This is a genomic window from Candidatus Eisenbacteria bacterium, from assembly GCA_018831195.1.
Taxonomy (GTDB): Bacteria; Eisenbacteria; RBG-16-71-46; order CAIMUX01; family JAHJDP01; genus JAHJDP01.
Genome location: JAHJDP010000023.1, coordinates 167,171 through 181,775 on the forward strand (window position 1 = coordinate 167,171; position 14,605 = coordinate 181,775).

Annotated in this window: 8 protein-coding genes; 6 read left to right on the plus strand and 2 right to left on the minus strand. The window is 54.5% G+C overall.

What is annotated here, in order from left to right; all coding sequences use genetic code 11:
• The first annotated feature begins 279 nt into the window (after positions 1-279).
• From KJ970_04265 to KJ970_04285, 5 genes are all read left to right on the plus strand, one after another.
• Positions 280-3,354 (plus strand): alpha amylase N-terminal ig-like domain-containing protein, encoded by a 3,075-nt coding sequence (locus KJ970_04265; GenBank protein MBU2690119.1) that lies wholly within the window; start codon positions 280-282, stop codon positions 3,352-3,354.
• A gap of 5 nt (positions 3,355-3,359) precedes the next feature.
• A complete protein-coding gene (locus KJ970_04270) occupies positions 3,360-5,723 on the plus strand; it encodes a hypothetical protein (GenBank protein MBU2690120.1) in 2,364 nt (787 codons plus the stop codon).
• Positions 5,724-5,838: 115 nt separating this feature from the next.
• Complete coding sequence (locus tag KJ970_04275) at positions 5,839-8,127, plus strand: T9SS type A sorting domain-containing protein (protein MBU2690121.1); 2,289 nt, start codon at positions 5,839-5,841, stop codon at positions 8,125-8,127.
• A gap of 430 nt (positions 8,128-8,557) precedes the next feature.
• Positions 8,558-9,247: a hypothetical protein gene (locus tag KJ970_04280; protein MBU2690122.1), complete on the plus strand. Its 690-nt coding sequence runs from the start codon at positions 8,558-8,560 to the stop codon at positions 9,245-9,247.
• Positions 9,248-9,260: 13 nt separating this feature from the next.
• Positions 9,261-11,954, plus strand: coding sequence for a hypothetical protein (locus tag KJ970_04285; GenBank protein MBU2690123.1), 2,694 nt, complete (start codon positions 9,261-9,263; stop codon positions 11,952-11,954).
• Between the two features lie 36 nt (positions 11,955-11,990).
• Here the strand turns inward: KJ970_04285 and KJ970_04290 are convergent, their stop codons facing one another.
• Positions 11,991-12,299 carry a hypothetical protein gene (locus KJ970_04290; protein MBU2690124.1) on the minus strand — a complete coding sequence of 103 codons (309 nt, stop codon included), beginning with the start codon at positions 12,297-12,299 and terminating at the stop codon, positions 11,991-11,993.
• Between the two features lie 107 nt (positions 12,300-12,406).
• Between KJ970_04290 and KJ970_04295 the strand changes: the two genes are divergently transcribed.
• Positions 12,407-13,846: an IS4 family transposase gene (locus tag KJ970_04295; GenBank protein ID MBU2690125.1), complete on the plus strand. Its 1,440-nt coding sequence runs from the start codon at positions 12,407-12,409 to the stop codon at positions 13,844-13,846.
• A gap of 9 nt (positions 13,847-13,855) precedes the next feature.
• Here the strand turns inward: KJ970_04295 and KJ970_04300 are convergent, their stop codons facing one another.
• Positions 13,856-14,338, minus strand: coding sequence for a hypothetical protein (locus KJ970_04300; GenBank protein ID MBU2690126.1), 483 nt, complete (start codon positions 14,336-14,338; stop codon positions 13,856-13,858).
• Between the last annotated feature and the right edge of the window lie 267 nt (positions 14,339-14,605).

Sequence of the window (14,605 nt, forward strand, 5' to 3'; positions counted from 1 at the left end):
TGGGCCCCGCAAGCCGGACAGAGCACTATGAGTAACAGTATGTACAGGAATCTGTTACGCGATCGTTCCTTCATCCGCCCCCCTATCCTTTGAACCCATTTTGCCGGATTCCGGTGTCGGCGCCTTGAGGCTTCCCTGAAAGCATGACTCCGACGTACTATAGGATCCTCTCGGTCTCTCCGGCAAGCGTCTTGCCACGAGGCCGGGCAGAAATCCGACTTTCGGGAAATCCGGGAATCGGGGGATCAGAACCGCAGGAGTGCCTGAAGGGGGGGAGTCATGGCCGCATCAAGGATATCCCGGCTGAATTCCGGCAACCGGTCTTTATACAGTGAATGGAGTGGTTTCTTTTGGCCAGGAAAAATCCTTTGGGGATTTCTTCTGGGAGCGGCCGCGGTCGCCCTTCTTGGATTCGCTATCGGTTCCTCTCAGGCGGTTGATATAACATTTCATTATCAGCCGGTAAACGCGGGGGCGGATGTCTTTCTCGCCGGAACCTTTAATAATTGGTCTCCGACCGCGAACAAGATGACCGACGATAACGGCGACGGTGTCTTTGAATATACAATGGATCTGGCGCCAGGACGGTATGAATACAAATTCGTCGTGAATGGAACCTGGTATGAAGATTTGAGCGCCGGTGAGTTTGTCGATGACACCCATGGCGGCCGAAACTCGATACTCAATGTGGGTGAAGACGGTATCATCGCTCCGCCGCAGGTTTCGCCGGCCGGTACGATAACAACCCCCGCGGGGGCCGATGCCGGCGCCGGACACCCGGTGACCTTTACTTACACACCGATGGTGCCGACGGACAATATCTTTTTGGCGGGTACTTTCAACAACTGGTCGCCGACGGCGATGCGCATGACCGATGCAGACGGCAATAATGTCTACGAATATACGTTGAATCTCGAGCCCGGCCGGTATGAATACAAATTTGTCGTCAACGGCACCTGGTATGAAGACCAGAAGGCCGGTGAGTTTGCCGATGACGGCCTCGGCGGGAAAAACTCGATTCTCAATGTCGGTGAAGGCGGCGTGATTCCCTCCGCAGGCGGCTCAATGGGCGGCGCCATGGGCGAAGGCTCGAGTGCGCCGGCGCCGGAGGGTGTTTTCCAGGTCGCCTTCTCGTACACGCCGGATAAAACGCCGCAGAAGGTCTTTATTGCCGGATCGTTCAATGATTGGTCCGCCACATCGAACCCGATGGCGGACCCCGAGGGTGATGGCACCTATTCCATTAATCTTGTGTTGCCGGGCGGGACGCACAAATACAAATTCGTCGTCGACGGCGTCTGGCTGCACGACCCCAAGGCCGTCGAACAGGTCGATGACGGATTCGGCGGCAGGAATTCCGTGATTCACATCGACGAAAGCTTCAAGAAAATCGATCTGAAAAAGGGAGACGGCAAGATCTTCACCGACGGTATCACGCACTCCTTCTCTCTTTCCGAGCGAAACATGATATCAAACCAAGAAGTCCTCTTCCGTGCGCGCGCTTATACCGGAGACGTCGAATCGGTTTCACTCGCCTGGAGAGCCGATGGCGAGTGGACCAGAGTGCCGATGGAGCGCCTGTCGGGAGACACCGCATTTGACTATTATGAAACAATGCTTTCTTCGGATCAGGATTTGAAGCCCTTTCATTACGCCTTTGTCTATGTTGACGGCAAAACCGAGCTCTGGCTTGGGCCGGATGGCTTTGCCAAGAACGGCTCCTCAATGGCCGGATTCGCTTTTGATCCGGCGACGGTGGAACGTCTAAGAATACCCTTGTGGGTGCGCGACGGCGTCTTCTATCAGATCTTCCCGGAACGCTTTTACAATGGCGACAAGTCAAACGATCCCGATTTCAAGGAATGGTACTATGAGGGGAAAACAAGCCTTCCCCGCGTCGGCCTCTTTGACGGAGAATATTACCATCTCGTCAAGGACTGGTACGATGTCGGCGGTCTCAAAAAAAGCCCCTACCGCTCCGACGGGAATCCCGATTGGTACTCTTTCTACGGGGGTGATATCGCCGGTGTTATGGAGAAAATTCCTTATCTCCAGGATTTGGGTATCACCATTATCTATTTCAATCCGGTTTTTCAGGCCCGCTCAAGCCACAAATACGACACGATCGATTATATGACGGTCGACCCCCATTTTGCCGATGAGGCTCTCTTTAAGAAATTTGTTCAAAAGGCCCACGCCGCGGGAATCCGCATTATTATCGATGTCGTCTTCAATCATACCGGCGACGCCCATTGGGCTTTTCAGGATATTGTCAAGAACGGGCCCGAATCAAAATATTGGAACTGGTACGAATGGAAGAAGTGGCCCCTGCCCGATCCCCGGCCCGCCGATTTCAGAGCGGAGAATTATTACGCCTGCTGGTGGAATTACGGCAGCCTGCCCGATCTGAATTTCGATCTCAGCCTGCCCAATCCGGATGAAAATTCGGTTGTTGATATAGAGAAGGCGACGCCGAATTGGCCGATGATCAATTACCTGCTCGAGTCGACCCGCTACTGGTTCTCAACACTCGATATTGATGGCGTTCGTCTCGATGTACCCAACGAAGCGCCGTTGTGGTTCTGGAAACTCTTCGCCGCCGAAGTCCGCAAGGCGAAGCCCGACTCCTATATCATCGCCGAATTATGGGGTGACGCCTCCGGTTGGATCAGCCCCGATATGGTCGACGCCACGATGAACTACCGTTTCTTCAAGGATCCGGTGATGAAATGGATCGGCAAGGGCGAGGGTTCCGCCGCCGCATTCGACCGCGAGTTGGCGCCGGGGCGTTCGGTTTATGCCCCCCAATCCCAGCAGATTATGATGAACCTCATCGACAGCCATGACACGGTTCGTTTTCTCACCGACGCGGGCAAGGATATCCGTCGTCTCATGCTGGCCGCTGTCTTCCAGATGACGTATGTCGGCACACCGCACATCTACTATGGCGACGAGGTCGCGATGGAAGGGAACAAAGATCCCGACTGCCGGCGGCCGTTCTATTGGAAATACGCCGAGGAAGGCCGCCGCGTTATCCTTCGCGATCATTACCAGAAGCTCATAAAAATCCGGCGTAACCTTCCCGTGCTGCGCCGGGGATCGTTTAGTACAATCCTGGCCGAAGGTCAAACCCTCGCCTATCTTCGCAGTGATCCCGACGCTCTGATCCTTGTCGTCTTGAACAATGCCGACAAAATGATCGAGGTGTCGATTCCACTCGGCGGAATCGATCGGATAAAAACGGGCGCGACCTTTGAGAATCTCATGGGAGGCGGCACATTAAAGATGGACGGCTCGATACTCAAGGTCAAAGTTGATCCGATTTCAGGTACTATTTTCAAGCTGATGCCCTAAGCGCCGTGAATCGGCTTTTGTTCAAACGATGGCATCAAGCTCGGATGGCGGCGATGGCGGCCCGGTTCGCCTTCGCCTGGATCCTCATCGGCTTTTTCACCGCCGGCGCCCTGGCCGCTGAGCCGGATATCATCTCCGAATCGAGAACGGAGCTTCAAATGAGTTCATCCATTGAATTCAATGTTGATTCTCTGGCCATCGTGGTGACGCGGGATCATCCCCGGGAGTTTATCTATACCGACAAGGGTGCGGCCCACCTCGCCGGTGAAGCGGTGGGACCCGATACCCGGAGTTATCACGGCTTTTACATTGCGATGCATGAGATCCTGGATGGATGGTCGCTGCGTCTCGAAAACGGCGCCGAGATCGGACCGGAAACATCGCTCTCGGCGACCGTCTGGCCCGACCGGATCGAGCGCCTGCACCGGCTTCCCGGCGGACAGCTGGTCACCGAGGTGATCACCCTCTTCGACCGCTCCAACGGTTTTCGCGTGCTCTACCAGAATGTTCCCGCGGGCCGGTTTGAATTGATCCCCCGCGTCGACATGCGTTTTCTTTGGAGTACCGGGCAACCGGAATACCGGATCGAATGGCGGGACGGATTTCTGCTCATCGCGCGCGAGGATGAAATCGCATCGACCCAGCCGCTGGATCATCCCCCATGGTTGGCGATCGCCGTCAAGGGCGCCGAAGAATTCCGCGAAAAGGGAACCTATCACAAAACAATTTATCCCAAAGACGCGGCCCGGAGGGCGATGGGCGAGGCCTTCCCCTACATACCCGGCAGGATCACGGGCAGGATTCCCCCGCCGGTCCCGGAGGCCGATATCGAGATCATCTTCGCCGCCGACGTCACGGCCGATGCGGCCGCCGCAAGCGCCCGGCGCTTGCGGGCCGACGCTGATCGACTGGCTCAAGCGCGCCGGGATCGCCTCACGGACCTCATTCAAAACGCGCGCATTCAAACCGGCGTCGAGAAAGACGACCATGCTTTGGCTTGGGCGCGGATCTCCCTCGACAACCTGATCATGAATCAGCGCGGCGCCGGAATTTATGCCGGCTTTTACTGGTTCACAACCTATTGGGGACGGGATACCTTTATTGTTCTCCCCGGCGCTTGTATAACCAATGGCGATTTCAGTACCGCCGAAACAGTGCTGCGATCCTTCGCCACATTCCAAGCGACCGATCCCAACAACCCACACGAGGGACGCCTGCCCAACTTTGTCACGGTCGAGCAGGTTCAGTTTGCGGGGATCGACGGCACCTGGTGGTTTGTTCGCGCCCTCGACGAACTTTGGCGCCGATCAGGCTGGGATGATTTTGCGCGCGAGATGACGCCCGTCGTTCTCCGCGCCGTCGAGGGGGCGTTGCGCCATGCCGTCGATGAGCATGGTTTCCTACAACACGGCGACGGCGAAACATGGATGGACGCCGGCGGCGAAGCCCATCCCTACTCACCGCGGGGGAACCGGGCCATAGAAGTGCAGGCGCTCTTTCACCGCGGTCTCCTTACAGCTTCGCGATTGGCCGCACGCTTCTCCGACGATGCCGAACTGTCTTCCCGCTATCAACATCGCGCGGATCAACTCGCAGCGAACTTCCATCAGTATTTCACGGCGGATGATCATTTCACCGACCATCTGAATCCCGACGGCTCGCAGGATACTCAAATCCGTCCCAATGCCTTGTTGGCGGTGATGGCGTCACCGACATTGTTCAGCGATGATCAACGCCGGATGATCACACGGCGCGCGGCGGAATATCTCGTGAAACCCTGGGGGATCCTTTCGTTGAATGAAGAGGATCCCGCTTTTCATCCAAAACATCTCGATCTTGCGAACTACTATTACGATGAAGCCTATCACAATGGCGACATTTGGCTTTGGCTGTCGGGCCCGTATGTCTCGGCCGGCGCCGATCCCCGTGCGGCCTTCGGCCAGACGCGGATGCTTCTCGACGAGATTATGGATGAGGGCGCCGTGGGAACACTCCAAGAGATCCGCGATGGCGCCCGTGCGAGCTCCAATGATGAGTTCGGCGGCGCCACCAGCCAGGCCTGGTCGCTTTCAGAGTTGTTGCGAACCATCGCCGACGATTACATGGGCCTCTCCGTCGATCTCACGCAGGATCCGCCGCATGTCAGCGTGATGCCCAATCTCCCCGATGAATGGCCCGGCTTATCGATGAGAACACGCATCGGGGTTCATGATGTGCTCGTTGAGTGCCGCCGGGGATCCGACGGTGATGCCGACGAGGTCACTCTGACTTTCGACCACCTGCTTCCGGAGGATTGGAAGATCGAGATGAAAGGCGGCGGGAAAATGATGATCAAATCCGCCAAACAAGCGCCTTCGCAAGAAAAATAGATTCTCTTTAGGTAATCCTCAGGTTCCGCTGACTCCAATGTTTATATAATAAGGGTATAGACGACATACCGTGCTTCGGCTTGGACCCAACGACCCAAACGAAAGGAGCTTCCGGATGCGTTTCAGCACTCCTTTGCTGTCCGCCCTTCTACTCATAGGGGTCTGGTTGCCGGCCGCCCATGCCGGAACCCGCGAATACGCCGTCGAGGTCAGCGCCGTTGTCCAGGATTCCCCGCCCAGGATAGATCTCTCCTGGCCGGCCGATCCGACAGCGCCCGAGATCTTCATCTATCGAAGAACAGAAGGGGATTCTTCCTGGTCCGCTCCGATCGCCCACCTCGACGGCAGCGCCACCAGTTTCACGGATTCCGATGTCATCTGTGGCAGGGGTTATGAATACGCATTCCGCAAGACGCTCGGATTCTTTTCAGACACGATTCAGGTACCCAATGGATCCGATCTCACCTTTGCCATTTATGACGCCTGGCACGACGGAATGTGCTGCTACCACGGCCTGGGGGCCTATGAAGTCGCCGGATGCGGCGTCGTCTACGCCGCAGGAGGAAGTTTCGGAGCAGAGGAAATCACCGCCTTCACATTGGGTAGCCCGGAGGAACCGTGCAACGAGTTGATTGTTAACGTGACCCTTGATGTTTATGGACAAGAGACCACCTGGCGGCTCAGCGAAGAGGCCTCGGGAGCGGTGCTGGCCGAGGGCGGGCCCTACGCCCCGCCGCACTTCGGCCATCTTTTTGCCGGCATTAAGTACCCGGCGATTGAGAATCGTGGAACGATCCTCCTACTGGTAGAGGAATCACTGAGTGCACCGCTCGCGGACAGGCTTCAGCGGCTTGAAATGGACCTGATAGCCGATGGCTACCAGGTGCGCCGCCGCACGGTCAACCGCAACGACGAGGTGCCCGCCGTCAAAGCGCTCATCCTGGCGGAGCGGGCCGGCGACCCAAGCATGGAAACACTCTTCCTCCTCGGGCGCATTCCTGTCCCTTATTCCGGAAACATCATGGAACATAGCGATCACTGCGGGGCGTGGCCGGCCGACACTTACTACGGCGAACTGGACGGAACATGGACCGACCTGTCGGTGAACAATACGACCGCCTCCCGGCCGGAGAATCACAATATCCCGGGTGACGGCAAGTTCGATCAGACTTTTCTTCCCTCGGATATGGATTTGCAGGTCGGGAGAGTGGATCTGGCCAATATGTCGGTCTTTGCAGAGGATGAACAGGCGCTTATCGCGCGCTATCTGGATAAGAACCACGCTTTCCGCGCGGGCCAGCAAACCACCATCCGCCGGGGTCTGATCGACGACAATGTCGGGGAACTCTATGGATTGGCTCCCGCCGCAACGGGGTGGCGTTATTTCACCGGCCTCTTCGGCGCCGGCGCGGTGTCTGAGGGGGATTTCTTTCCAACGCTCGAGAGCGAGAGCTACTTGTGGTGCTACGGATGTGGAGCGGGGAGTTATACAAGTTGCGCCGGGGTGGGCACATCTTATGACTTCGCAACGCGGCCTGTTACTTCCGTCTTCACCTCTCTCTACGGGAGTTATTTCGGGGACTGGGATTCAACCAACAACCTTCTACGCGCCATGTTGGGCGCGCAGGGGCAGCCGCTTGTCTGCGTCTATTCCGGCCGGCCCAATTGGCACCTTCATCATATGGCATTGGGTCATTCGATCGGGTATAGCACCAGATTGACACAGAACAATATCAATCAGTATACCAGCAGTGATTGCATCCGGCAGGTTCCCACCGCGTTGATGGGCGATCCGACACTCAAGCTTCACGTGCTGGCCTCCCCCTCTCAATTGCAAACCACCATACTGCCCGGCGAACAAGTGGAATTGACCTGGACTTCGGCGGGTAGCGGCCTGGAAGGGTATCACATCTATCGCGCGCCATCGATCCGCGCCGCATTTGAACGTATCAATGAGACCCCGGTCGATGGGCTCACCTGGATCGACGCATCTCCCTCGGAGGGGATGAATGTCTATATGGTGCGGGCCATAAAGTTGGAAACCAGCGGCAGCGGAACATACTACAACCTGAGCCCAGGGACATTTGACTCGCTGAATGTTTCATCCTCGGTCGATGAGACATTGTTCGGCGCCGGCACAATCCGCAATTTCCCAAATCCTTTTGTGGAAGGCACGGTTCTGCACTTTGATCAGCCCCAGGCATCCCGCGGATTAATAAGAGTCTTCAATGTGACCGGCGGCCTGGTGCGCACTTTGTTTGATGGAGAGCTGACAGCCGGCAAGCAGAGCATTGCTTGGGATGGCACGGGTGCGAAAGGGCATCGCTTGCCCAGCGGGCTCTACTTCTGCACATTAACGGCCGGCGGGCAGACGCAATCCAGACGGATGACCCTTCTTAAGTGACGGCGCTGTTCGCGGGCGTTACAGGCTCTTGTCTTTTGGTCGCACGAACCCGCACCCGTGCGAGTCGGTACCAGGGGTTAAAGATTTACCGGATGTATAAGATGCGCGCGAGGCAGGGACCGTGGACCAGCAATGACAGCCTTCGATCGTCGGCCGCTTGACCCCTGGATCACCCCTCCCTGCCTCACGCCATCGTCATTCAAACAACCCTCCCAATCCAGCCGTCGCACAATTGGGATTGACGCCGATTAGGCATTGGTATACTCTCCCTGCAGATTGAATAATTGAGACTTTGCTGGGGTTCCCTGTTATTTGGCGGTCGGGACAGCAAGCGGAGGCGTAGATGGAGCCGTGCCATCGAAGCAGCCGAAGGAAGATCGAATCCGTTCATTCCAGCGATGGAGTGGCGGATTTTGTGTTAGGAGGAGCCATGAAGTACATCCCCTTCCTACTCTTGTGCTTTTCAATGGCAGGCATTGTGCTTGCCCAGGACGAACCACTGGAGTACAAACCAACGGCCGGAACGGTCATCCTGCATGGAATTGTTCTAGATGGCCAGGAATTTCAGTTAAGAATCGAAGACACCAAGCTCTTTGCCAATGACACCATTATTTGGGAAGTCACCTTGGAAGAGCGCAGTGGAATGGACACTACCAGCATCACCGAACACAACTTCACCAAGTTCCTTAGCGACACGTACCGGCGGGCAAGGAACAGCGGTGCAGATCCCGAAGCTGCATTACAGGAGTTTGCACATCAATACGACTTCATCGACCGCATTGAGAAAGTCTCGCCGGGTTCCTATAACATCTGGTATCCCGACGGGGAACGGGAGATCTTGGTGATTGGCGAGCCCGGACCCGACAACTCAGTACCAACAATAGAACGAGTGCATGCCCAGTATAATTTCTTTGTCAGCGGTATCATCAAAACCCTTAACAAAGGAGGTGTTGTAGTTATTAATCCTGCGCGAAGAGATTATGGTCGGCCCATTACAAGGACCTATAGCCCCCAACAAGTCAATAATGTTCTCCGCGAAGTGATCAGAGTACTCCAGGGAGGCAAAAACTTTAAGCTCCTTGACACTCAGACAATCGAGGAAATCAAGCGTACACAATAAGGAGAGCGAAGTCATGCGGATCGTCCTATATTTTTTCCTGCTCGCAGTCATTGCAGGAAATACATTCGCAGATCATGCACTCCCCCGCGGCACAAACACCTTCTACCTTGGAGTAAGCGCATTTGAGCACGACCCTGACATGGAAGAGTATTTTGCCGCAACCAGTTGCTGGGAGAATCAGGGCTATCAAACAGGCAACGACCGCAATTTCCTCAACCTTATGGGCTACTATGACACCTACACACTTTATGAAATCTGGGATTTCGTATTCGACATTATCAACACTTCCGATCCGGTCCGGGTGCTGGAGACGTATCAGCATGCAAACGTGGATGTCCTTGCCATCGAACTATATGCCTACACTGATCTGGGCGAGGACACGCGTGACGAGAGCTACTGGAATCTGAGAAATCTCTACACGGCAGACCAAATAGTGAGAGCAGACAGGGACACCTCTATACCATATTATGGTATTGGCGTTACCGCCGACTTCTTCAAGGAGATCTTTACCGAGTACGGGATCACAGGGCCCGACTTATACTTCATCCTGGGATGTGACACAGGGGATTCCCCCCACTGGGAACGGCTCATTGAAGAAATTGGCGTGCGTTGCCTCATCACTTTAAGAGGGAACGAACATACCAATCTTGAAGCAATGCTCCCCTGGTACAGGATGAACGGCACTGACCAGCAAGGCTACTTCCTTCCTGATAAGCGGCTTCGCACCCTCCCACTCGCCTTCCAACAAGACGAATGGATAGGAAGCAACCACTACCTCGACTATAACGGCATGCCGTTATACGATGTTGACTTTGCAGCGGGAATCGACAGCATGGCACTCACCCCCACCGTGTTCTCTACAACGACAGTCGAGAACAAAATATATGACGACCTACCCATCCAGGAAACAGTCGTGTACAGCTGCAAGATGAACCCGAATGTCCCTAGCGCGACCATGTCAGGTCTGGGCGGCGCGTGGGTCTGGGGAGAGACCTGGGTTAATGACTACACACTCACCTTCAATGTTGAAAGTGTAAAACTCGACGCAGGGTCAAATATCCGATATAACTCCATGCGAAGCGACACTGTCATGACCAGAAGCATGCAAGGCAATCATCCAGTCTCCTGGTCAGGTAGAGGTCCTGTAGGAAACGATTGGCTCGTCCCAGTAATTTGCATCCACGATGATCCCAACAATGCATGTGCATACGATCCGATCAGCGCATGGCGTGACGGAAACGAGCTCAAGGTATGGCTGCAAGGAACAGAAGCAGGAGTGCCGCAACCAACAACACTCCATCGCATTCTCGGCGGCCCCAATGTCAATGAGATGCGAGAGCTCGCCACCATCCCTGGATCAGGGCAGCACAACTATATTGTCGATGAACTGATCACCATCACAGAGGCAGAAGACATCATCATCATCCAAGTCCAAGAAGAACCCGACGGAAGTACAAGCAGGGTAAATCTCGTCCTTGACAATGAACCCAGCGAGCATCTCGGTCATGTGCACCAATCAGGCATGCAAGAATTCGTCCCCACAGAACAAGACGAGTACGACATCGAACTTTTCCGTGAAGAATGCCCTGACTGGATCATCTATGGCCCGATGGACTTGATGCTCACTCCTGAACTCTGGACAGTGTTCGCCATCCTCAACAATCTCGGCTACGACGATATCGAGATGGTGCCTGCAATAGGGAACTCAGCATGGTACTTGAAAATGTTTCTTGCCCTGTATCAGGAAGCATTTGGCACAGTACCGAAAGGCGCGACCATCATCGGGAGCGGCTGTGATGATCCTGAGCATCCTGATAACATCATCTCACCCTACAAGTGGGACGGATGCGAAGAATGCTACTGGACACCATGGCAATCCGGCGACGCGCATTACGGCGTCCTCAATCAAGACTGGGAGATCGACGGTTGGCATCCAGACGTGGGCATCACCCGCATTCCCGGAAGGACGCAAGCAGAAGTGGGGGCATACTGCCTGAATGCCATGAGCTACCACCAACAGGCACTTGACAGCACCCTTCCACGACGCGCACTCGTCCTCTTAGGAGATGAAGAAGACTCGGGCATCGCTCCAGACACGAGCATCTCTGTGTACAACTGGAACGTACTCCCCTCACTTGAGAACGACGGGTGGGCAGTGCAGGTCATGAAAGACTCCGACTATCCCAACAATATCAACGGATACTTGCAGAGCCACATAGACTTTGCAGACATCCGCAATGGGAACAATTGGTGCTCCTATATCACCAGCATCGGACCGGTCAGCGCAGCAAGCCAGACACCCGGATACCTCGTCCACAAAGGAAGCGGAAGCAACCCATGGGACGGAAGCCTGTTTGATCCAGAACTCGAACGGCCCTTCGGCATGTTCGCTCCTGGCTGCGGCAGTGCAGGCATATTCCGCAACACGGCATACCGCCCAGCACTTGCAGGAGAATTTCTCAACCAAGCAGCATGGTGGGTCGGCTGTTCGAGCGGCGGACTCGAAAGTCTCCATAAAGAATGGATGATGCTCTGGAACTACTACATGCCCATCAGCAACAATACCTACGACTGCTATCAGCGTTGCCTGCAGACATTCGCCCTGCGTTACTCTGAACACTTCGAATACGCAATGGGCATGGTGTACATCGGCATCCCCATGCAATGGCAGGACATGGCAGCAAGTGTGGAATACATTGAAAGGTAAGCGGTCAGTAAACCTTCCAATTACCCACAAGTATTACTATAGGATCAATTCATTTGCCTCTCCTTTTTGTTGTTTTACTGGATTCCTGCGTCCAGGGTGCGTCGATAATGGACTGGCGCAGCAGTTTGGCAATTTGCCGTTGGAGTTTACGATAATTTCTGATTCGCTTTTTGCATTCCATAGCCGTCTGTCTGCTGATTGTCTTTGTCGTTCTTTTGCCGTCAATAAGGCCGGTCCATCGGTAATAGATACCGTGAAGGCGGGGCGGATCGCCTTTGCACGCACAATTAGGTTTTCCACACTGACTATGAGCTGTTGAAACACTCCCGGGTAATACTGGTCCATCCAGATCAAAGCGGATGTATTCTTGCATAATCCCCCTCCTGATGTATATCTACATTAGGACTATCGATAAGTCCAGCGACTTTTTGCTTATATACGGAGGTGAAACAATGATCCGTCATGTCAATAAAAATGACCAAGTGAACTCGTGGATTAACAAAGAGTTGGCAGGGTGCCGATTTGCTGATGTTCGTTTGGAGAAGAGATTCAAGGCTCTCGTGAACCACATGTCGGAGAGTTTTGGCGAAAGCATTCCAATGGCCTGCCAGGATTGGGCGGCCACAAAGGCTGCATACCGATTTTTCTCAAATGAGCGTGTGAGTGAGGCAGAAATTCTTTCCGGACATTTTCAGGCCACCCGTGACCGGTTTCGTGCAACCCAAGGAGTCGCACTTGTGCTTCATGACACGACTGAATTTTCATTTCAGAGGAAAAACAAGAAGGCTATTGGAGTCGTGCGTAAGACACGCGGTGGACAACGAAAGGAATATATGCCAAAAGCCAAGACAGTTTGCGGAATGCTTTTGCATTCCAGCCTCGTAATTACTACCGAAGGGCTCCCCCTCGGTATCTCAGCTGTGAAATTTTGGACCCGAAAAAGATTTAAGGGATGCAACGCTCTCAAGAAGAAAATCAATCCGACACGAGTCCCAATCGAGAAGAAAGAAAGCATGCGGTGGATCGAGAACATCAAGGCATCCACGACCTTGATGAATGAGCCTGACAGATGTGTTCATATCGGTGATCGAGAAAGCGACATCTATGAGCTCTTTTGTACTGCGCAAAACATCGGGACGCATTTCCTCGTGCGGACCTGTGTTAACCGGTTGGCTGGGGATGGCAAACATACGATTGCGGACGAAATGAAGAAAGTCCGTGTCAAAGGAACTCATCGCATCGAAGTGCAAGACAGGAAAGGAAATAGATCAAAAGCCATTCTGGATATCCGTTATCGCCGAATCCAAGTACTGCCCCCGATTGGCAAACAAAATAGATATCCGGAAATTAAACTCACCGTTCTATACGCCCAGGAGCGCGGAACACCGAAGGATCGCGAGAAGATCAACTGGAAGCTGATTACGGATTTACCGGTGACTTCCCAAGCTGAGGCAATTGAAAAATTGCAGTGGTACGCTTCGCGCTGGAAAATTGAAACCTTCCACAAAATTCTCAAGTCAGGGTGCAAAGCTGAAGATTCAAAACTTAGAACCGCTGAACGCCTGTGTCGACTGATTGCGGTATTCTGTCTCCTAAGCTGGCGCATCTTCTGGATGACGATGATCAATAGAACGGCTGCTACATTGCCTGCAAGCGTCGTCTTTACCACTTCAGAGTGTCAACTCCTCGACCTTCTGGTGCGAGATTGTAAACGCCACGGCATGACGAAAGCGACATTGTCAGACTACATTACAAAAGTTGCAAAACTTGGCGGCTACCTTGCCCGAGCTAATGATCCGCCGCCTGGGAATCTCGTCATGTGGCGCGGCCTGTCACGTTTCACAGACATTCAGCTCGGGTTCGATATTCAGATGGGAAATACTTGTGGGTAATTGGAAGGTTTATTGATCGCTTACGCGGAGACCGTAGCGGAGCAGGCGCTCCAGCGCTTCCCGGTCCCACGCGGGGACTTGCCCGCTTTCCCAGTGGGGCGTTGCGGGCAAAGAAGAACGCCTCGCACAGCGCGGCAAGATCGGGATCGAGATAGTCGCTGCCGTCCACCTCCCACGCCGGCGTTGCCAGGCGAAAAGAACTTGCAAGAACACCCGCAACAACGTGGTCAGAAGTGCTCGATCCGCCGCCAGGCGGAAGCGCAGGGTCCAGGGAAAGGTCAAAACCCATTGCCGATAGCCCGCCTTGGGAAGAAGCTGATCCACCAGCCAGGCCGACGTGTCCGCTGTCCGCCGGGCGAGGAAGGTCTCCAGATGCTGCTGCACGATCTCATACAGGACCGTTGTCTCGGGATGGCGGCGGCGATAGGTACAGGATAGTCGTGCTTCATCGCTCAAGGTCCGCACGCTGGAGACTTGTCGCCGTGTTGACATCTATGCGCTGGGGCAAATGCAGGATCAGTGCCACAACGACGAGCGCTTGTGGGATTCCGGATCGAGAAGGAGGAGGAAAATGCGCGCAACTGGCCGGTTTTGCATGTGACTTATAAATTCGACAATGCAGAATTCCCGTCGCTAACATGAACCCACACCCGTGCGCGTCGGTACCAGGCGTTAGGAATTTGCCGGGCGTATCGGATTTGAATGTGGTATGAGGTTCTCAGTTCGTCAACACGCCGCCTCGCTTGACCCTCCGGTCCA